The sequence below is a fragment of the Agromyces litoreus genome, from assembly GCF_040496015.1.
In the GTDB taxonomy this organism is placed as follows: Bacteria; Actinomycetota; Actinomycetes; order Actinomycetales; family Microbacteriaceae; genus Agromyces; species Agromyces litoreus.
This window is the reverse complement of record NZ_JBEPKA010000004.1, coordinates 82,892-103,288: the sequence shown is the minus strand read 5'-3', so window position 1 is coordinate 103,288 and position 20,397 is coordinate 82,892. Positions and strand designations below refer to the sequence as shown.

Genomic DNA, 20,397 nt, shown 5'->3' with positions numbered 1-20,397 from the left:
CTGGCCGTGGCCGCGTCCGGCGCAATATGCTCCGAACGAGAGCATCACTCAGTTGTTCGTGATCCGGGGAGGGGACCGGACATGGATGTCATGGTGATCGACGCCGGAGTCGGCGTCATCCCGCCGCTGCCCGCGGACGACGCCGACGCGGTCGAGGCCGCGGCGGTCGACGGGGCGCGACTGCTCGGCTGCTGGCGGCTGCCACGGCAGGACCCGCGCCCGGCACGGCGCACGCTCGAGGTGCGCTTCCCCGCATCCGCCTCGGACATCGACCTCGATCTCGTCGGCGTCCGGCTGCGCGACGAACACCGCGCCGGCGTCCTCCGCCTCCTCGACCTGCCGCACGAACTCGAGGAGGGTCGCCTCGGTCGGGTCCTCCACCTGCGGATCCCGAGCGGGATCGCCGTCCTCGCGCTGCTCGTGTTCGAGACCGTGCGCGCCCTCGAGGCTGCGGCACCGCAACCGCAGGGGCCGCCGCGCATGGAAGGGCCGGAAGACGCCGAGGAGGCGACCGACGAGGCGACCGACGAGGATGCCGGACGCGCCGAGCACGCCGACGGCGAGGACGGCGCCGCCGCACCCCCGCGGCCCCGCACGCGACACCTTCCGCCCGCCCGCCGTGGCCCGGTCTTCGGCATGGGCGAGGAACCGGCGGAGGCCGCACCGCCCCCGCCGCCGGCCGCCCCGTCGCCACCACCGCCGCCGGTCGGGGCCGCACCTCCCGAGGCCGAGCCCCCACCCGAGGCGGCGCCGGTGCCCGGCACCCCTGACCGAGCCGAACCCACGCCGGGCCCTGCCCGCCCCACGATCGCCCACCTCCTCGGCGAGATGCCCGAGCACGTGCGCGTGGAGGTGCCCTTCGCCGTCCGCTTCGGGCTCTCCCGGCGCCGCATCGACGCGTCGCCGGGGCACACCGCGGATCGCACGGTCATCCCCGACCTCGACGCCGCCCGGCCGGTGACCGTCACGATCGTGCCGCGCGGGTTCCGGATGGCGGCGGACGAGCCGCGCACGGTCGAGCTCAGCCTGCCGGAGGACGACCGGGTCGCCTGGCACGAGTTCACGCTCGTCGCCCCCCGGCCGGGCCGCGGAGAGGTCGCCCTCGTCGTGCGGCAGGGCGGCGACCTGCCGCTCGCGACGCTGCGGCTCACGGCGATCGCCTCCGCCGTCGACGATACCGCGGACGCACCCAGGTCGGGCGTCGCCGCCGTGACCCGTCCCGACCCCGAGCTGCAGGCGCTTCCCACCATCCGCATCGACGAGGAGTTCGTCGACGGGACCTCGACCCTCGCCATCCGCGCCACGGTGGGCGACGAGTCCGCCGAGGGACAGGTGCGCCTGCGCGACAAGCGCGCCTACGTCGCCCGCACCTACCGCCTGATCGACGGCATCCGCGAGCAGCTCCGCACCACGCGCGACACCGCCGCGCGGGGCCGGATCGCCGCACGGCAGCTCGGCGCCCTCGGCCGCACGATGGCCCGCGACCTGCTCCCGCCGAACGTGCGCGCGCTGCTGTGGGCGCACCGCACCGAGCTCGACGGGCTCCTGCTGCAGACGACCGGGGAGGTCGACCTGCCGTGGGAGATCGTGCACCTCGTGCCGCCGGACGGGATCGACCCGGCCGATGCCGTGGTCGACGAGGACGCGGACGACGAGCTGTTCCTCAGCCGGCTCGGACTCACGCGCTGGGTGTACGGCACCGCGCACCCCACCGAGATCCGCGTCGCTCACGGCAACGCGCGCGTCATCTGCCCCGAGTACCGCCTCGCGCGTTTCCGGCTGACCGCGACGGCCGAGGAACGGCGCCTGCTCGAGGACCGGCTGCAGGCCGCGCTCGTGCAGCCGGAGGACGCCGGCGGCATCAGCGCGGTCGTGCAGGCCGGCTTCGACCTGCTGCACTTCGCGGGGCACGGGCACTGGAGCTCCGCCGATCCGCCGACGCAGGAGCTCATCCTCGCCGAGTACGACGCGCAGGTGCCGGCGCCGGAGTGGTTCTACTCGGATGAGGAGCTGCGCACCGACCTGCCCGACCTCGGCGTCATCGAGGAGGACGCGTCGGGGCCGTTCGTCTTCCTCAACGCGTGCGACCTCGGGCGACTGCCCGCGACCGACCGCTCGCTGGGCGGCTTCCCCGAGGCCTTCCTCCGGGGCGGCGCCGCCGCGTTCGTGGGCTGCTCGTGGTCGGTCGGCGACGACCCGGCGGGAAGCTTCGTCCGTGCGTTCTACGCCGCGCTCGTCGACGGCGCCGACATCTCCGAGGCGACCCGCCGTGGCCGCCGGGCGGCCGCATCCGCCGCCGACGCCACCGATCTCGCGTTCGCCGTCTACGCCCACCCGCGCGCGCGGCTGCACCTGACCTGACCCGATCCCTCGTCCGAGCATCCATCGGCCGCCCCGCGGCCCCGAACCGGAAGGAACGCACCATGGCCACCACCCGCCCACCCGGAGTCAGCCCGGACCTGCGGGCCACGGCGCCGCGCGCTGCCGGCCGCACCTTCACCGCGGCCGAGCTCGAGGCGCTCCGTCCGCACGTGATCCTGCTCGAGGACGGCGCGCTCTCGGACCGCCAGGTCGACGCACCTGCGAGCGTCGCCGAGTTCACGACCACCGCGCATGACATCGAGGAGATCTTCCGCACGCACCTGCCCGCCTTCCTCGAGGAGCATCGGCCGGGCAACGTGCCGATCGTCGTCTACGCGCACGGCGGGCTGGTCGACCGCGCCTCGGGGTTCGAGATCGCCTGGCAGCAGGTCGACTGGTGGAAGGCCAACGGCATCTACCCGATCCACATCGTCTGGCAGACCGCGTTCGGCACGGCGCTGTGGGACGCGCTCGGGCGGTGGGCGAAGGGGCGACGCGGCTGGGTCGACGAGGCCTGGGACGGGTTCCTCGAGACCGCGGCACGACTGCTCGGCGGCGGCGGGATCTGGAACGACATGAAGCTCGACGCGGCCGCCGCGTCGGTCGACGGCGGCGGGGCCGCGAAGCTCGCCGACGAACTCGCGGCGTTCATGAAGGATGCCGCGAACCGCGACCGCGTGACCGCGAACGCCGTCGGGCACAGCGCCGGCTCGATCTTCCACTCCTACTTCGTGCCGCGCGCGATCGACGCCGGCGTGCCCGAGTTCGAGCACGTCGACCTCCTGGCCCCCGCAGTCCGGATCGACACGTTCCGCACGAAGCTCGTGCCGCTCGTGGAGGACGGCCGCGTGCAGCACCTCGCGGTGTTCGAGATGGACGACCGGACCGAGCGCGACGACGACTGCAAGGTGTACCGCAAGTCGCTGCTCTACCTCGTGGCGGCGTCGTTCGAGCCGCAGAAGGACACCCCGATCCTCGGGATGCAGAAGTACCTGACCACCGACCCCGTGTGCGCGCGCCTGTTCACGGGCGCGCGGCCCCGATGCGACCTCGTGATCGCGCCCCGCGACAACCGGCGGCCCTCGGCGAGCGCGTCGACGTCCCACGGCGGCTTCGACAACGACGCCTCCACGATGGAGAGCGTGGCCATGCGCATCGGCCGCATCGCGGAGCGCGACCTGACTCGATTCCCCGGTGGCCTGCGGCACCGCGAGGTCGTGCCGTGGGAGGCCGACCTGGGCGTCGACGCGCCGGCGGTCGCGGCGAGGGACGCCACGACCGGCGCCGGCGTCACGCGCCGCGTGGCGCTGTGCATCGGGATCGACGAGTACCCGGACGACAACGACCGGCTCTCCGGCTGCGTCGCCGATGCCCGGCAGTGGGCCGAGGCGTTCCGCGGGCAGGGGTTCGACGTGACCGAGCTGACGGATGCCGCGGCCACGCGCGACGCGATCGTGATGGGCATCCTCGACCTCGTCGCGAACTCCTCGCCCGGCGACGTGCTCGCGGTGCAGTACTCCGGGCACGGGACCTTCGTGCCCGACCTGGACGGCGACGAGGACGACGGCGACGTCGCGAACGACGAGGCGCTCTGCCCCGTCGACTTCCGCGGCACGGGCCGGCTCGTCATCGACGACGACCTGGCGCGGATCTGGGACGTCATCCCCGAGGGCGTGAGCCTCACCGCGTTCTTCGACAGCTGCCACTCGGGATCGGCGAACCGCGCACCCGACGTGCCGCCTCCGCCCGAGGGCAGCCGGGCGCGCGTGGTGACGCTCACCCGGGCGGACCGCGAGGCGTACCGGGCGGACCGGGGCGCACCGGTGGAGGAGGACGGTGTCGGGCCGGTGCGGGCGGCCGCGGCCGCGGCGATCGCCGGCGCCGAGCTCCCCGCGACCGCTCCCGCGGGCCGCGCCGCCGGGCCGCGCCGCGAGGTGCTGCTGAGCGCCTGCCGGGCGACCGAGGTCGCGTGGGAGTCGAACGGGCACGGGGACTTCACGAGCCGGGCGGTCCCGCTGCTCGCCGCGAGCATCGGCTCGGTCTCGAACCGCGCGTTCGTCGACACGATCGTCGAGCAGTTCGGAGCGAACCGGCGCCAGACGCCCGAGTTCCACGGCGAGGACGTGCTCGGCGGGCGCCTGCTGCTCTCGCCCGCCACCGACCCGACCGCGGCGACCGGGGCCCCGGGCCCGGAGCCGGGGCAGGGACCTGCGCGCGGAACGGATCGTCGCACGGCGGCGATCGTGTCGATCCTGCGCGCGACGGCGGACCTCCTGGAGCAGGGCGACGGCTGACCGTCATCGGGGCTCACCCTGAGGCGGGCGCGCCCGGGCCGACGTACCGTCGATTCGGGCGCGCCCGCTGGGCGCCCCCGTGATGCATCCGGCGGACGCCGGCGAAGGGGGACGGCATGCTGCAGGATCGACGCGTCGTGGCGGAGACGGCCACTGCGGCGAGCCTGCAGGCCGAGCTCAGCCCGATCGTCCCCGTGGGGTCGACGGCGACCCTCGTGGTGCGTCTGGTCGCCTCCGACGAGCGCCCGGCGACGGGCGCCGCTCGGGGCGGTGCGACGGTGACCGTGACGGTCGTTCCTCGAGGCCTCCGCCTCGTGGTGGGCGTGCGACGCAGCCGCAGGGTGCGCATCCCGTCCCGCGGTGCGGTCGTGCTGCGGTTCCCGATGATCGCGACCGACCACGGCCCGGGCGAGGTGACGGTGCTCGCGCGGGGCGACGGCGAACCGCCGATGGCGACCGTCCGGCTCACGACGGAGGTGGTGGAGTCCGACGACCACGACCAGGCGGGACTCGCGCGCGCGACCGTTCCGCTCATGCCGGCGGACGCCGCGATCGGACGTCGGCCCACGCTCTGCGTGGAGGAGGAGACGTCGCGCGGCCGGTCGATCCTGCACCTGTCGCTCTCGGTCGGCGACGAGCGCCACGGCTGGCACGTCCGGCTCACCGATGCCCCGGCGTTCGCCGATCAGGTGCGCACGTCCATCGTGGAGGCCCGCGGCGCCGGCACGCACCCGCACCGACCCGACGCGGCGCACGAGATCGAGCACCGCCTTCGCGAGGTGGGTACCCGGCTCGCCGACCGGCTCCTCGACCGTCGCGCCCGCGACCTGCTCTGGCGCCGGCAGGACGACCTCGAGGGCATGGTGCTGCAGACCACCGGCGAGACGGCACTGCCGTGGGAGTTCATGGTCCTGCGCGGACACGGACGCCACCCCGCACCGACGGATCCCTTCCTCGGCGGGTTCGGCGTCGTCCGCTGGCTCACGGATGTCACCAACCCCGCATCGGTCCGACTCTCGTCCGGCCCGGAGGGGATGGCGCCGCCGCGCGATCCCACCGCCATCGCCTCGGCGTCCGTGGTGGCGCTCGGCGTGGGCGCCGGATCGGCCCAGGCCGGGGCGGCCCAGGCCATGCGCAACGGCGCGGGCGTCGTCGTGGAATGCGGTGGGCAGCCCGATGCCGCCGGGAGCGCGAAGTTCCTGGATGCGTTCGCGTCGGAGCTCGCGAGCGGTGCCCCGCTCGATCGGGCCTCGCGCCGTGCGCGCGAGACGGCGCGCGCGGCCGGGGATGCGTGCGCGCTCGGATACGCGGTCTACGGGCACCCCGACGCGCGGGCGGCCGCCTGAGCCGGGCCGACAGGGTCCGACCGCGAGGGGCCCGGCATCACCTGCGGACGGTGCGGAAGCAGTGCGTGACGTACGGCACCGCGAGCTCGTCGGCCCCGGCCAGGTCCGGGTGGGTGGAGAGCAGCGTCTCGACGGCGGCCACGACCGTGCGCTGCTCGTCCGGCGGCGACGTGAGCCAGTGGCTGCGTGATCGCACGAGGTCGAGGAACCGCGCCCGCGACATCCGCTCGACCCACCGGACCTGATGCTCGTCGAGCGGACCGAACGGGGCGCCCACGCGCGCCGACGACGCGAACGAGCTCGAGGCGTCGTACCGTTCGCCGATCAGCTCGCCGGCCTCCCGGAGCCACGGCGCCGCGGCCGTGTCCCGGGAGTTCCAGACCAGCCCGAGCACCCCGCCCCGGCGCAGCACCCGCGCGATCTCGGCGGTGGCGCGATCGCGCTCGAACCAGTGCCACGCCTGGCCGACGACGACCGCGTCGAAGGAGTCGTCCTCGACGGGCAGGTCCTCGGCGGTGCCGAGGATCCTGGGCACCCCGGGCACGCGCAGCTCGAGCTCCTCGAGCATCTCCTCGACCGGATCGACCGCCACGACGTCGAGGTCCAGCGCGACGAGCGACTCGGTGAGCCGGCCCGTCCCCGCCCCGAGGTCGAGCACGCGACGCGCGTCGCCGACGAGCCAGTCCACGGCCTCCACGGGGTAGCCCGGCCGGGCGGCGCCGTAGACCGCGGCCGCCGCTCCGAACGATCGGGCGCGCACCTCGCGGTCGGGCACGGCGCGGCGGGCGGGTTCCGCGGGGTCGGCGACGAGGCCGCCCAGCATGTCGTCGTCGCCGGCCATCGCGCCCTCCGCATCCCCTGGCGACATTCCACGCCACCGCGCCGCGCGCGTCAACCGCGCCACCGGGACGCCCGTCGGGCGCCTACGGGACGCGCCGGGGCGCTCCGCCGCCGACGTCGGCCGCCCGTGCGAGGATGCCCGCGTGCCAGTGAGCTTCACCGCGATCGACTTCGAGACCGCCAACCCCTCACCCGCGTCGGCGTGCTCGGTCGGACTCGTGAAGGTCGTCGACGGCCGGGTGGTGGCGCGCGAGCATCGGCTCATCCGGCCGCCGTTCCCGCACGGCGACTTCTCGCCCTGGAACGTGCGCATCCACGGCATCACCCCGGACCGCGTCGCGGACGCCGACGGGTGGGAGGTCCACCTGCCGTTCCTCCGGGCGTTCGCGGGCGACGACTGGCTCGTCGCGCACAACGCGGGCTTCGACACCGGCGTCATCCGCGCCACCAGCGAGGCGCTCGGGCTGCCGGTCCCCGACTTCCGGTACGTGTGCAGCCTGCAGGTCGCCCGGCGCACGTACCACCTCGACTCGTACCGACTGCCGTCGGCGGCCGCCGCCGCGGGGTTCGACGACTTCAGCCACCACGACGCGCTCGCCGACGCCGAGGCGTGCGCCGCGATCATCGTCCACGCCGCCGGGCGGCACGGCGTCGACGACCTCGAGCGACTCGCGCACGTCACGCGCGTGCGCGTCGGGGCGATCGGCGCGGCCGCCTCCCGCGAGCGCTCGTCGCAGCACGGCCCGATGGCGCTGCAGTAGCCGTTCCCTCCCCGTCACCGGCCCGCCGCGGCGCCTCGCCGGGGATGTCGGCGGACGCTGCCACACTGATCGCCATGGACATCCTCCTCCTCGTCATCGGGCTCGTCGTCGGCGGCGCGCTCGGCGCCCTGGTCATGCACGTCGTCATGCAGCGGTCCCGCCCAGACGAGGTGCCCTCGGAAGACCCGGCGCTCGTCGAGGCGCGCCACGAGCGCGCGATGCTCGAGCTGCGGGCGTCCGCCGAGTCCGAGCGGTCGCGCATGCTGGCCGAGCAGCAGGGCATGCAGGCGACGCTGCGAGCCGAGCTGGCCGCCGCCGAGGCCGCGGCCGCCGGGCTGCGCGAACAGCTCGAGCACCAGGGGGCTCAGCAGCGCGAGCTCGTCGAGCAGCAGCGCCGCGACCAGGCCGAGCGCACCGAGCGCGAACGACGCGAGAGCCAGGTGCTGCAGGCCCTGAGCCCGGTCCGCGAGACGCTCGCGACCATGCAGCGGAAGGTGTCCGAGCTCGAGCAGCAGCGCAGCGAGCAGTACGGTTCGCTCGCCGAGCAGCTCAAGCGCGCACAGCTCTCCGACGCCGAGCTCCGGGCCACGACCGAGTCGCTCGCGAGCGCGCTGCGCAACAACAGCACGCGCGGCGTCTGGGGCGAGACGCAGCTGCGCCGCGTCGTCGAGGCCGCGGGCCTGCTGAACCACGTCGACTTCAGCGAGCAGACGCAGGTCACGACGGATTCTGGGCGCGGTCGCCCCGACATGGTCGTGCACCTGCCCGGGGGCAAGTACATCCCGCTCGACTCGAAGGTGCCGCTCGGCGACTACCTCGAGGCGTCGACGATCCCCGAGACCGCGACCGGCGAGGAGGGGGCCCGGCGCAAGGGCCTCATCGACAAGCACGTGAAGGCGATGCGCTCGCACATCGACGCCCTCGGCAAGAAGAGCTACTGGGAGGGCCTCGACGCCAGCCCCGAGTTCGTCATCGCGTTCATCCCGAACGAGTCGCTGCTCTCCGCGGCACTCGAGGCCGACGCCGGCCTCCTCAACTACGCGTTCGAGCGCCGCGTGGCCCTGGCCTCCCCGGTGAACCTGTTCGCCGTGCTGAAGACGATCGACTACGCGTGGCAGCAGCAGGCCGTCTCCGACGAGGCGAAGAAGCTGTTCGACCTCGGCAACACCCTGTACCAGCGCATCGGGGTCCTCACGGGTCACGCGGACTCGCTCCGCAAGGCGATCGAGCGGACCGTCGAGAGCTACAACAAGTTCGCCAGCTCGCTCGAGTCGCGCGTGCTCGTGACCGCACGGCAGTTCCCCGGCATCAACGAGACGAAGCTCTCGCTCGTCGCGGAGCCCGAGCCGATCCACGAGGCGCCCCGCCGGCTCTCCGCACCGGAATTCACCGACGAGCCCGCGCCGGGCGCGGCGGATGCTCGGCCTGACGACGACGCGGCCGCACCCGAGGCGAACGACGCCACCGGATTCGAACTCGAGATCGAGGCCGACTTCGATGGCGCGGACCTCGACGAGCACATCCGCCGGTCCGCCTCGAACTGACTCAGTCCACCAGCACGCTCAGGACGTTGCCGGCGGGATCGCGGAACCACGCGATGTCCGGTCCGTCGCCTGACGTCGAGCCGCGGTTGATGCCGCGCTCGTCGGTGCCGTACGACTCCTCGCCCGAGTAGATCTTCGTCACCACGCCGGCGGCGTTCAGGTCGTCGACCGCCCGGTCGATGTCGTCGACCACCAGGTTGAGCATCGTGTAGCGCGCGGGCTCGTGCGCCGGGCTCGGGTACACCAGCACTCCCTGGCCCGATGGCAACCGGACGGTGATCCCGCCCGCTCCCGGTGCATCCTCCACCTCGAGCCCGAGGGTGGCCCCGTAGAACTCCCGTGCCGCGCCGACGTCGTCGACGCTGAACCCCGGGAAGGCGTCTCGAATCGCGACCATGGTCGCTCCTTCCGTCGTCGACAGCCTTCCACCTCGGTGCGCGTGCCGTCACCGGGTTGCGTCGGGCGGCTCCCACGCGTCGTGAGGTTCGTCGACGGGCGACGCGAGGCCGGCCGCCGCCTCGGCACCGGTCACCGGAGTGGCGTCGAGCGGACCGTCGAGCGGATGCGCCAGTTCGTCCCGGCCCAGCCGCGCCCAGGCCAGCGTCACGACCGCGGCGACCGGTGGGACCAATCCGGCGATCAGGAAGGCCGGCGTGAGCCCCAGCCATTCGCCGACCGGGCCGGCGATCGCCATCGAGAGCGGCATCAGCGCGAGCGACACGAAGAAGTCCAGGCTCGAGACCCGGCCGAGCATCGCCGGTGGAACCCGTCGCTGCAGGAGCGTTCCCCAGACGACCTGCGCGCCGTCGAACATGAACCCGACCAGCAGCGCCGCGGCGATCATCACCCAGAGCCAGGACGTGAGGCCGATCACCGCGAAGGGCAGGCTGCCGAACCCCCATGCGAGGACCATGACCGTGAGGTAGCGACGGGGCAGCCGCATGGATGCGACGACGAGTGAGCCGAGCGCGCCGCCGATCCCGAACGCGCCGAGCACGATGGCGAACTCCCCCGGACCGCCGCCCGCTCGGTCGCGCACGGCGAACGGCAGGAGCACCTCGAGCGGCCCCATGATCGCGAGGACCAGCAGCACCGCGAACGCGAGCGTCGCGAACAGCCACCGGGTGCGAAGCAGGTAGGCGAACCCGTCGCGCAGGTCCGTCGCCATCCGCCGCACGGGATGCGACTCGGCGTCGTCGAGATCACGCCGCAGCGGCGTGGTGCGCATGAGTGCGAGCGCCCCGAGCGAAAGCGCCTGCAGACCGGCGACGGTGAGGAACGCGAGCCACGGGTCGCGCACCGAGATGAGCACGCTCGCGAGCGCCGGCCCCGCGGCGAACTGCGCCGCCGGACGCAGCGCCCCCTCCACTCCGTTGGCCGCGAGCAGCTGGTCGGCGGGCAGCAGCGCCGGCAACCACGCCGAGTACGCCGGGTAGAAGAAGCCGTCCGCGGCGCCGAGGAGGAACGAGAGCACCGCGAGCTGCCAGACCTCGAGGACCCCGCTCAGGGCGAGCAGCCCGGCACCGGTGAACACGATGACGCGCACCCCGCCGACGACGAGCAGGATGCGTCGCTGCGGCACGCGATCCGCCGCCACCCCGCCGACGAGCACCGCTGCGACGAGACCGAGTGCCGCCCCCACGGCGACGACCGACAGGTCGACGGGCGTGCCGCCGAGCGCGATGACCTGCCACGCGGCGGCGACGATCCACGCACCCGCCGACAGCAGTGACGCCGCGAGCGCGACGACGAGCAACCGGTACTGGCCGGATGCGAATGGTCTCAGCGCACGCGGCACGCGCCGCTCGGTGCTCACCGCACCAGTCTGCCGCGATCCCCGGACATCCTGGCCACCCGGCGCTCGCCGGGTCGTCGCCGCGCGATCAGCTCAGTCGTGGTCCGAGTCGAGCCACTTCTCGACGAGGTGGTCGGCCGTGACCCGTCGGATCGTGCCCGACTTGCCGCGCAGCACGATCGACTCGGTCCGGATGATGGGGCCCTTCTTGCGGACGCCGTCCACGAGCTCGCCGTCGGTGACGCCCGTGGCGACGAAGAACGTGTTGTCGCCCCGCACGAGGTCGTCGAGCTCGTAGACCTGGTCGCAGTCGAGCCCGGCGGCCTCGCCGCGAGCGCGCTCCTCGTCGTCCTTCGGGGCGAGCCGGCCCTGCATGAACCCGCCGAGCGCCTTGATCGCGCACGCGGTCGTGATGCCCTCGGGGCTGCCGCCGATGCCGACGCACATGTCGATGCGCGACTCGTAGCGCGCGGCGTTGATGCCGCCCGCGACGTCACCGTCGCTCATCAGGCGGGTGCCGGCGCCGGCCTCGCGGATCTCCTCGATCAGTCGGTCGTGACGCGGCCGGTTGAGGACGGCGACGCGCAGGTCGCTCACCTCGAGGCCCTTCGCCTTCGCGAGGGCGCGGAGGTTCTCGCCGATCGGACGGCGGATGTCGATGACGCCGTGGCCCGTGGCATCCGTGACGATCTTGTCCATGTAGAAGACCGACGACGCATCGAGCATCGTGCCGCGGTCGGAGACCGCGATCACCGAGAGCGCGTTGTGGCGCCCGGCGGCCGTGAGCGAGGTGCCGTCGATCGGATCGACCGCGATGTCGCAGGCGGGCCCGCGGCCGTTGCCGACGTGCTCGCCGTTGAAGAGCATGGGCGCCTCGTCCTTCTCGCCCTCGCCGATGACGACGACCCCATCGAAGTCGACGGTGCTGAGGAACGCGCGCATGGCGTCGACCGCGGCCCGGTCGGCGCCGATCTTGTCGCCGCGGCCGATCCACGGGTAGGAGCGGATGGACGCGGCCTCCGTCGCACGCACCAGCTCGAGCGCGATGTTGCGGTCGGGGTGCACGTAGAGGCGTTCGGACTCGTTGCTCGCCATCGAGGGTTCCTCCCGGAGATCGTGGATGCGGTCGCCCCGCGCGATCGGCGCGTTCGCGGCGTCACGTTCGAGCCTACTGACGGGACGACGCGAGCGGGCCGGAGCAGTCGCATGGAGCGATGAAAGTTCCGGGATTCTTAACGCGTCCGGCGCGCGCCCCGATCGGCTCGGCCCGCGGTCACCCGAGCCCCGCCGCTCCCAGCGCCCGACCATCGCCGACGCGCCAGGCCTCCCCCGGCGAGAGTCGGGCGCCCCCACCGAGGTCGCACGCCGTCACGGCGGCCAGGAACACGGCCGCGGGCGCGCCGCACAGGTCGTCGATCCCGAGGACGCGACCGAGCGGGATCCCCGCGGCGGCGACCCGCTCGGACTCCTCCGCCGACTGGGGGGCGAGTCGCGCCTGCATCGAGCCCCCCAGTGCGCGCACCGCGGCGGACGTGAGCACCCCCTCGGGCGCGCCGCCGATGCCGGCCACGAGGTCGAGCCCGCCGTCGGCGCGCGCCGCGCGCAGGCACCGCTCCACGTCGCCGTGCACGAAGCGCTCGACCTGGGCGCCCGCCGCCTCCGCAGCGTCGGCGAGCATGGCGTTGCGCGGTCGATCCTGCACGGCGACCCGGACGCGATCGACCGGTACGCCGCGGGCGGCCGCGATCACGGCGACCGCCTCCCGGATCGGCGCGTCGATCTCGAGGCCGTGCACGTGGGAGACCAGCTTCGCCATGTAGTGCGCCGGCCCGATCTCGGCGAACGCGTCGCGCGGCGCCACCGCGAGCACAGCCATGGCCCCGGGCTGACCGGCCGCGGCGAGGCTCGTGCCGTCGACCGGGTCGACCGCGAGGTCGAGCGCCGGCCCGGCGCCCGTGCCGAAGCGCTCGCCGAGGTGGAGCATCGGCGCGTCGTCCTTCTCGCCCTCCCCCACGACCACGCGTCCGTCGACGGGCACGTCGGCGAGCGCGGCGCGCATCGCCGCGACGGCCACGGCGTCGACCGCGTCACGATCGTCGCCGCCGACCAGCGGCATGGCGGCGAGCGCGGCGGCACGGGTCGCCTCCGCGAAGCGGACGGCGAGGGGGTGCTCATCGAGCGGAAGCATCGTCATGCCGACCATCCTCCCCGCTGCCGCGGCATCCGTCACCGCACCTGAGGCCGACTCGGCACCTCGCTAGACTCGTGCCGATCCCACTCTCTTCCGAAGGAGCAAGGTATGCCCATCGCAACGCCCGAGCAGTACGCGGAGATGCTCGACACCGCCAAGGCCAAGGGTTTCGCCTTCCCGGCGATCAACGTCTCGAGCTCGCAGACGCTGAACGCGGTGCTCCAGGGTCTCTCCGAGGCCGGCTCCGACGGCATCATCCAGGTGACCACGGGCGGCGCCGACTACTTCGCCGGCCACACCGTCAAGGCCCGCGCCGCCGGCGCCCTCGCCTTCGCCCGGTTCGCGCACGAGGTCGCGAAGGCCTACCCGGTCACGGTCGCGCTGCACACCGACCACTGCCCGAAGAACGCGCTCGACGACTTCGTGTACCCGCTCATCGCGGCCTCCGAGGAAGAGGTCAAGGCCGGTCGCGACCCCATCTTCCAGTCGCACATGTGGGACGGCTCGGCCGTGCCGCTCGAGGAGAACCTCGAGATCGCGAAGGAGATCCTCCCGCGCATGAAGGCCATCAACGCCATCCTCGAGGTCGAGATCGGCGTCGTCGGCGGCGAGGAGGACGGCGTCCAGCACGAGGGCTCCAACGAGGCGCTCTACACGACGCTCAACGACGCCATCGCGGCGGTCGAGGCGCTCGGCCTCGGCGAGCAGGGCCGCTACATGGCCGCGCTCACCTTCGGCAACGTGCACGGCGTGTACAAGCCCGGCAACGTGAAGCTGCGCCCGGCGCTGCTGAAGGAGATCCAGGACGGCCTCGCCGAGAAGTACGGCACCGGCGCGAAGCCGCTCGACCTGGTGTTCCACGGCGGCTCGGGCTCGACCGACGAGGAGATCGCCGAGGCGGTCGCGAACGGCGTCGTGAAGATGAACATCGACACCGACACGCAGTACGCGTTCACCCGGTCGGTCGCCGGCTACATGTTCGGCAACTACGACGGCGTGCTCAAGGTCGACGGCGAGGTCGGCAACAAGAAGCAGTACGACCCGCGCGCGTGGGGCAAGGTGGCCGAGTCGGCCATGGCGGTCCGCGTCGGCGAGGCGACCAGCCAGCTCGGCTCCGCCGGCAACTCGATCTCGGCGTAGGGCGACGGATGGCGCAGGACGAGGCCGCTCGCGACGAGACCCCGGGGCAGCCGGCCGGCGACGCCGGCACCCCGCCCCGACCCGACGAGCGGCCCCGTCCGCGCTACGGCGAGTACGCGCCGGAGGGCTGGTCGTGGCAGCCCCCGGCCGATGATCGGGCGGATGCCGCGGCGGCCGCCCCCGCACCGCCGCCCCCGCCTGCGGCGACCGCTCCTCGGAGCGACGACGCCGCGGCGGCCGCGGCGCGCGCCCCGCGCACGACGGACCGGTTCTTCACGATCCTGCTGCTCGCCATCGGCGCCGTGGGCGCCTGGAACACCTCGGCGAGCCTGCAGCAGCTGCCCGGCGCCATCCAGGCGCTCTACACCGACCAGGGCATCGGCACCTACACGCCGCAGCCGTGGCTGTCGACGCTCACGTTCGTCGGGACGGTGTTCATGCTCGCGCTCTACGCGACGATCCTCGGATGGGCCATCCTCCGCCTGCGCGCCCGGAAGGTGGCCTTCTGGGTCCCGCTCGTCGGCGGCGTCGTCGCGTTCCTCGCGATGATGGTGCTGAGCGCCGTCGTCTTCCTCACCGACCCGACGTTCCAGGCGTACGTGCAGGGCCTCGCAGGCTGAGCCTGCGGCGCCCGGCGCCGGGTTCCCCCCCCCCCCCCCCGGCGCGTCAGGCCTGCGCGGCCCGCGTGCGCCCGCCGAGGGCGCGCGCGTCGCGGTTGCCGGCGAGGTCCTTGCGGAGCTCCTTGGGCAGGGAGAACATCAGGTCCTCCTCCGCCGTCTTGACCTCCTCGACGTCGGCGAAGCCGGCGTCCTCCAGCTCGAGCAGGACCTCCTTCACGAGGCCCTCCGGCACCGAGGCGCCGCTGGTCACGCCGACCGTGCGCACGCCGTCGAGCCACTCCTGCCTGACCTCGGTCGAGTAGTCCACCCGGTAGGCGGCCTTGGCGCCGTACTCCAGCGCGACCTCGACGAGGCGCACGCTGTTCGACGAGTTCGCCGAACCGACGACGATCACGAGGTCGGCGCCCTGCGCCACCTTCTTGATCGCGACCTGGCGGTTCTGCGTGGCGTAGCAGATGTCGTCCGAGGGCGGGTCCTGCAGGTTCGGGAAGCGCTCGCGCAGTCGGCGCACGGTCTCCATCGTCTCGTCGACGGAGAGCGTGGTCTGCGAGAGCCACACGACCTTGTCGGGGTCGCGGACCTCGATGTTCGGCACGTCGTCGGGGCTGTTCACGAGCGTGACGTGGTCGGGCGCCTCGCCCGCCGTGCCCTCGACCTCCTCGTGGCCCTCGTGGCCGATGAGCAGGATCTCGTAGTCGTCGCGCGCGAAGCGCACGGCCTCGCGGTGCACCTTGGTCACGAGCGGGCACGTGGCGTCGATCGCGTGCAGCCCGCGCTCCGAGGCCGAGTTCACGACCGCCGGCGAGACGCCGTGGGCGCTGAAGACGACGTGGGCGCCCTCCGGCACCTCGTCGACCTCCTCCACGAAGATCGCGCCGCGCTTCTCGAGCTCGGTCACGACGTGGATGTTGTGCACGATCTGCTTGCGCACGTACACCGGCGCGCCGTAGTGGTCGAGGGCCTTCTCGACCGCGATCACCGCCCGGTCCACGCCCGCGCAGTAGCCTCGCGGCGCCGCGAGCAGCACCTTCTTCGGCCCCTCTGCGGGGATATCCTTGAGCCGGCCGCGCACGCTCGGAATCCGAGGCATGCCGAGGTCGATCCGCGGGGCATCCGTCAAGCTCGTCACGGCTGCCATCCTACGCGGGCCGAGAGGACGGGCTGCTGGGAGGCGCATGCCACAGGGTCCCACCACCCGCGAGACGCCGTGGTCGGTGTCGATGCTGTCGGGCAAGCTCAAGGAGTACCTCGACCGCCTCGGCACCGTCTGGATCGAGGGCGAGATCACCCAGTGGGGGGTGTCGGCCGGGAACGTCTACGGCAAGCTCAAGGACCTCGAGGCTGACGCCACGGTGTCCTTCACCGTGTGGTCGTCGACCCGCGCCAAGCTGACCGAGCAGTTCAAGGCCGGCGATCACGCGGTGGCCCTCGTCAAGCCCAACTGGTGGGTCCGCGGCGGCTCCCTCACGATGCAGGTGTTCGACCTGCGGCACGTGGGCCTCGGCGACCTGCTCGAGCGGCTCGAGCGGCTCAGGGCGCAGCTCGCGGCCGAGGGGCTGTTCGCAGCCGACCGCAAGCGCCCCCTCCCCTTCCTGCCCCGCGTGGTCGGCCTGGTGACGGCGCAGGGCAGCGACGCCGAACAGGACGTGCTGCGCAACGCGCGGCTGCGCTGGCCGGCGGTGGAGTTCCGACCGGCGTACGCGGCCGTGCAGGGCGACCGGTGCGCGCCAGAGGTGGTGGCCGCCATCCGCCGCCTCGACGCCGACCCCGAGGTCGAGATCATCATCGTGGCGCGCGGGGGCGGCGACTTCCAGAACCTGCTCGGCTTCAGCGACGAGCGCGTCGTGCGCGCCGCCGCCGCGGCCTCCACCCCGATCGTGAGCGCCATCGGCCACGAGGCCGACCGGCCGCTGCTCGACGAGGTGGCCGACCTCCGGGCGTCGACCCCGACGGATGCCGCGAAGCGCGTGGTCCCGGATGTCGCCGATGAGCTGGCGCGCGTGGGGCAGGCACGCTCGCGCCTGCGCACGAGGGTGACCACGCTGGTCGCGCACGAGGTCGACCGGCTCGGGCACCTGCGCTCGCGCCCGGCGCTCGCGGATCCGGGATGGATCCTCGACCGGCGCGCCGAGGACGTGACCCGCTGGGTGGCCCGCGGCACCGAGCTGGCGGAGCGCGCGGTCGAGCGGGCCGCGGTGCGCACCGCCGAGCTCCGATCGCAGCTGCGAGCCCTCTCGCCGCTCGCGACGCTGCAGCGCGGGTACGCGATCGTGCAGCGCGAGCACGACGGGGTCCTGACGAACCCCGACCAGGCGCCGGAGGGCACCGGGCTCAGGATCACGCTCGCAGAGGGGCGGCTGGCAGCGGTCTCGCGGGGAACGGACGGCGACGCCGAATAGAATGCCCTCCATGCCCGCACCCTCCCCCGACGTCGCCGAGCTCAGCTACGAGCAGGCCCGCGACGAGCTGGTCCGCGTCGTCACCGAGCTCGAGCAGGGATCCGCCACGCTCGAGCAGTCGCTCGCGCTGTGGGAGCGCGGCGAGGCGCTCGCGCAGCGGTGCGAGGAGTGGCTGATGGGCGCGAAGGCCCGCCTCGACGCGGCCCGCTCGGGTGCGACCGGCACCGCAGGGTCCTCGACGGGAGGTCCGGCCGCATCGGCGTCGTCCGATGCGGGCGACGCCGACGAGCTCGACCTCGACGGCGGCGAGGCCTGATGGCGCGCGCCCCGCGAGTGGTCGCCGAACTGGGCCGGCCCGAGACCCCCGAGGAGACGGCCGCGCGCCGGGCCGAGAACTCCCGCAAGCACCGGCAGCGCCAGACACTGCGCAACCTGCTCGGCTCGCTGTTCGCGTGCGTCGCCGCGGTCGCACTCATCGTGCTGCTCGTCCCGCGCAGCGACACCCCGATCGAGCGCGACATCGACGTCGCCGAGGTCGCCGCTCAGGCGCAGGTCGGCGTCGATGCCGAGCTGGCCGTGCCCGAACTGCCCGAGGGATGGCGCGCGAATGCCGCCGAGCTCCGGCAGAGCGAGACCGACGGCATCACCGCCTGGTACGCGGGCTACCTCACACCGAGCGACGAGTACGCCGGGATGTACCAGGGCCTCGGCGCCAACCCGACCTGGACGGCCGACCTGCTCAAGCGCACGATCGCGACGGGCGTGGTCACGGTCGGCGGGGTCGAGTGGACCGTCTACGACAACCGCGAGACCGACGCCGACGTCGGCAACGCACGCTACGGCCTCGTGACCGAGTCGGGGGACAGCACCTTCGTGCTGCTCGGCACCGCCTCGCCCGAGGAGTTCGAGACCCTGGCCGGCGCGATCGCGCCGGCCGTCGCCGCACAGCGCTGAGAGGAGCGGCCGTGAGCCAGCCCGCACCCGCACGACCGAGCACCCCCGCCGAGACCTGGCGCGAGCTGCGCGCCGGCAACGCGCGATTCGTCGCCGGCACGCCCCTGCATCCACGACAGGACGTCGATCGGCGCACCGAGCTCGCCGACCACCAGCGCCCGCTCGTCGCCATCTTCGGCTGCAGCGACTCGCGACTGTCGGCCGAGATCATCTTCGACATCGGCCTCGGGGATGCGTTCGTCGTGCGCAACGCCGGCCAGGTGCCGTCCGACTCGGTGCTCGGCTCGCTCGAGTACGCGGTCGGCGTGCTCGGCGTGCCGCTCGTGCTCGTGCTCGGCCACGACCAGTGCGGCGCCGTGCGCGCCGCGATCGACTCGCAGGGCCCCGACGCCGAGCCGCTGCCCGCGCACATCCGCGGCCTCGTCGACCACATCGTGCCCGCGGTGCGCAGCGTCGCGGGCGTCCCCGAGGGCCCGATCGACCCCGCCGACCTCGATGCGGGCTACGTCGGCCGCGAGCACCTGCGCAAGACCGTCGCCGAGCTCCTCGAGCGATCCGAGGTGATCAGCGACGCGATCGCAGCGGGTACGCTGGCTGTCGTCGGCGCGAACTACCGGCTGCTCGAGGGTCGCGCCGAGACCGACGTCGTCGTCGGTCGCATCTGACCCCGCCGGCGGGACTCCACCGCCGCGCCGAACGTTCCAATCGAAGGGGAGCACACCGTGGTGGACAACGCCGCCGACTACCGGATCGAACACGACACGATGGGCGAGGTGCGGGTCCCCGCGTCGGCGCTCTACCGTGCGCAGACCCAGCGGGCGGTCGAGAACTTCCCGATCTCGGGTGCCGGGCTCGAGCCGGCGCAGATCGCCGCGCTCGCCCGCATCAAGAAGTCCGCCGCCCTCGCGAACGCCCGCCTGGGCGTGCTCGACGCCCAGCTCGCGCAGGCCATCGCCGACGCCGCCGACGAGGTCATCGCCGGCCGGCACTCGTTCGCCGAGCACTTCCCGGTCGACGTCTACCAGACCGGTTCGGGCACCTCGTCGAACATGAACATGAACGAGGTCCTCGCGACGATCGCGACGCAGAAGCTCGGCAGCGCGGTGCACCCGAACGACCACGTCAACGCGTCGCAGTCCTCCAACGACGTGTTCCCGACCTCGGTGCACATCGCCGTGACGGCCGCCCTGATCGACGAGCTCATCCCCGCCCTCGACCACCTCGCGGTGGCGCTGGAGGCCAAGGCCGAGGCGTGGGCGGGCGTCGTGAAGTCGGGTCGCACGCACCTCATGGATGCCACTCCCGTGACCCTCGGCCAGGAGTTCGGCGGCTACGCCCGCCAGATGCGCCTCGGCATCGAGCGCGTCCGCTCGGCGCTGCCGCGCGTCGCCGAGGTCCCGCTCGGCGGCACGGCGGTCGGCACCGGCATCAACACGCCGGCGGGTTTCCCGCAGCTGGTCATCGAGCTGCTGCAGCAGGAGACCGAGCTGCCGATCACCGAGGCCGCCGACCACTTCGAGGCGCAGGCGAACCGCGACGGCCTCGTCGAGGCGTCCGGCGCCCTCCGCACGATCGCCGTGAGCCTCACCAAGGTGTGCAACGACCTGCGCTGGATGGGCTCGGGCCCGAACACCGGCCTCGGCGAACTCCTCATCCCCGACCTCCAGCCGGGATCCTCGATCATGCCGGGCAAGGTCAACCCGGTCGTGCCGGAGGCCGTCCTGATGGTCGCGAGCCGCGTCATCGGCAACGACGCGGCCATCGCCTGGGCCGGCGCCTCGGGGTCCTTCGAGCTCAACGTCCAGATCCCCGTCATGGGCACCGCCCTGCTCGAGTCGATCCGACTGCTCTCGAACTCGGTCCGCGTCCTCGCCGACAAGACCATCGACGGCCTGCGGGTCAACGAGGCGCGCACCACGGCCCTCGCCGGCATGTCGCCCTCGATCGTCACGCCGCTGAACAAGGTCATCGGCTACGAGGCGGCGGCGAAGATCGCGAAGCACTCGGTCGCCGAGGGCATCACCGTCCGCGAGGCCGTCATCGCCCTGGGCTACGTCGAGCGCGGCGAGCTGACCGAGCAGCAGCTCGACGCGGCCCTCGACCTGCTCTCGATGACGCGGCCGCCGCAGCAGGGCTGAGCCCGCGGCATCCG

The 20,397-nt window shown here is 73.5% G+C and carries 17 protein-coding genes and 1 pseudogene; 12 read left to right on the top strand and 6 right to left on the bottom strand.

What is annotated here, in order from left to right; all coding sequences use genetic code 11:
• Nucleotides 1-81: 81 nt before the first annotated feature.
• From ABME01_RS04705 to ABME01_RS04695, 3 genes are all read left to right on the top strand, one after another.
• Nucleotides 82-2,361, top strand: a complete 2,280-nt coding sequence (locus ABME01_RS04705) for a DUF7363 domain-containing protein (RefSeq protein ID WP_353827203.1) — start codon at nt 82-84, stop codon at nt 2,359-2,361.
• 62 nt (nt 2,362-2,423) lie between these two features.
• Nucleotides 2,424-4,655 (top strand): caspase family protein, encoded by a 2,232-nt coding sequence (locus ABME01_RS04700; RefSeq protein ID WP_353827202.1) that lies wholly within the window; start codon nt 2,424-2,426, stop codon nt 4,653-4,655.
• Between the two features lie 116 nt (nt 4,656-4,771).
• Complete coding sequence (locus tag ABME01_RS04695) at nt 4,772-6,001, top strand: DUF7363 domain-containing protein (RefSeq protein WP_353827201.1); 1,230 nt, start codon at nt 4,772-4,774, stop codon at nt 5,999-6,001.
• A 37-nt stretch (nt 6,002-6,038) separates the two neighbouring features.
• Here the strand turns inward: ABME01_RS04695 and ABME01_RS04690 are convergent, their stop codons facing one another.
• Nucleotides 6,039-6,842 carry a class I SAM-dependent methyltransferase gene (locus tag ABME01_RS04690; protein ID WP_353827200.1) on the bottom strand — a complete coding sequence of 268 codons (804 nt, stop codon included), beginning with the start codon at nt 6,840-6,842 and terminating at the stop codon, nt 6,039-6,041.
• Nucleotides 6,843-6,984: 142 nt separating this feature from the next.
• On the opposite strand from ABME01_RS04690, the gene ABME01_RS04685 reads away from it, so the two are divergent.
• Both ABME01_RS04685 and ABME01_RS04680 read left to right on the top strand, forming a co-directional pair.
• The gene (locus ABME01_RS04685; RefSeq protein ID WP_353827199.1) at nt 6,985-7,602 is read left to right on the top strand and encodes an exonuclease domain-containing protein; all 618 of its coding nucleotides are present in this window, start codon (nt 6,985-6,987) and stop codon (nt 7,600-7,602) included.
• Between the two features lie 74 nt (nt 7,603-7,676).
• Entirely contained in the window at nt 7,677-9,146 is a 1,470-nt protein-coding gene (locus tag ABME01_RS04680) for a DNA recombination protein RmuC (RefSeq protein WP_353827198.1), read from the top strand.
• Nucleotide 9,147: 1 nt separating this feature from the next.
• Here ABME01_RS04680 and ABME01_RS04675 read toward each other — a convergent pair whose 3' ends face one another.
• The 4 genes from ABME01_RS04675 to ABME01_RS04660 form a co-directional block, all read right to left on the bottom strand.
• Nucleotides 9,148-9,543, bottom strand: coding sequence for a VOC family protein (locus ABME01_RS04675; RefSeq protein ID WP_353827197.1), 396 nt, complete (start codon nt 9,541-9,543; stop codon nt 9,148-9,150).
• Between the two features lie 48 nt (nt 9,544-9,591).
• Complete coding sequence (locus tag ABME01_RS04670) at nt 9,592-10,962, bottom strand: MFS transporter (protein WP_353827196.1); 1,371 nt, start codon at nt 10,960-10,962, stop codon at nt 9,592-9,594.
• A 72-nt stretch (nt 10,963-11,034) separates the two neighbouring features.
• A complete protein-coding gene (glpX, locus tag ABME01_RS04665) occupies nt 11,035-12,036 on the bottom strand; it encodes a class II fructose-bisphosphatase (RefSeq protein ID WP_353827195.1) in 1,002 nt (333 codons plus the stop codon).
• 178 nt (nt 12,037-12,214) lie between these two features.
• Nucleotides 12,215-13,135, bottom strand: a complete 921-nt coding sequence (locus tag ABME01_RS04660) for a fructose-bisphosphatase class II (RefSeq protein WP_353827194.1) — start codon at nt 13,133-13,135, stop codon at nt 12,215-12,217.
• A 105-nt stretch (nt 13,136-13,240) separates the two neighbouring features.
• Here ABME01_RS04660 and fbaA point away from each other — a divergent pair, with 105 nt between their 5' ends.
• Nucleotides 13,241-14,272 (top strand): class II fructose-bisphosphate aldolase, encoded by a 1,032-nt coding sequence (fbaA, locus tag ABME01_RS04655; RefSeq protein WP_353827193.1) that lies wholly within the window; start codon nt 13,241-13,243, stop codon nt 14,270-14,272.
• A gap of 8 nt (nt 14,273-14,280) precedes the next feature.
• A complete protein-coding gene (locus tag ABME01_RS04650) occupies nt 14,281-14,892 on the top strand; it encodes a DUF6264 family protein (protein WP_353827192.1) in 612 nt (203 codons plus the stop codon).
• Nucleotides 14,893-14,938: 46 nt separating this feature from the next.
• On the opposite strand, the gene ABME01_RS04645 is transcribed toward ABME01_RS04650, so the two are convergent.
• Nucleotides 14,939-15,982: a 4-hydroxy-3-methylbut-2-enyl diphosphate reductase gene (locus tag ABME01_RS04645; protein WP_353827332.1), complete on the bottom strand. Its 1,044-nt coding sequence runs from the start codon at nt 15,980-15,982 to the stop codon at nt 14,939-14,941.
• 85 nt (nt 15,983-16,067) lie between these two features.
• On the opposite strand from ABME01_RS04645, the pseudogene xseA reads away from it, so the two are divergent.
• The 5 genes and pseudogenes from xseA to ABME01_RS04620 form a co-directional block, all read left to right on the top strand.
• Nucleotides 16,068-17,313, top strand: a pseudogene (gene xseA, locus ABME01_RS04640) (exodeoxyribonuclease VII large subunit); the annotation flags it as partial.
• Nucleotides 17,293-17,607: an exodeoxyribonuclease VII small subunit gene (locus ABME01_RS04635; RefSeq protein ID WP_436407398.1), complete on the top strand. Its 315-nt coding sequence runs from the start codon at nt 17,293-17,295 to the stop codon at nt 17,605-17,607. The pseudogene xseA and the gene ABME01_RS04635, both read left to right, overlap by 21 nt.
• On the top strand, nt 17,607-18,245 hold the full coding sequence (locus tag ABME01_RS04630) for a DUF4245 domain-containing protein (protein ID WP_353827191.1): 639 nt from the start codon (nt 17,607-17,609) through the stop codon (nt 18,243-18,245). Before ABME01_RS04635 ends, ABME01_RS04630 begins: the two co-directional genes overlap by 1 nt.
• An 11-nt stretch (nt 18,246-18,256) precedes the next feature.
• Nucleotides 18,257-18,910: a carbonic anhydrase gene (locus tag ABME01_RS04625; protein ID WP_353827190.1), complete on the top strand. Its 654-nt coding sequence runs from the start codon at nt 18,257-18,259 to the stop codon at nt 18,908-18,910.
• Nucleotides 18,911-18,967: 57 nt separating this feature from the next.
• Nucleotides 18,968-20,383: a class II fumarate hydratase gene (locus ABME01_RS04620; RefSeq protein WP_353827189.1), complete on the top strand. Its 1,416-nt coding sequence runs from the start codon at nt 18,968-18,970 to the stop codon at nt 20,381-20,383.
• Nucleotides 20,384-20,397 lie beyond the last annotated feature (14 nt).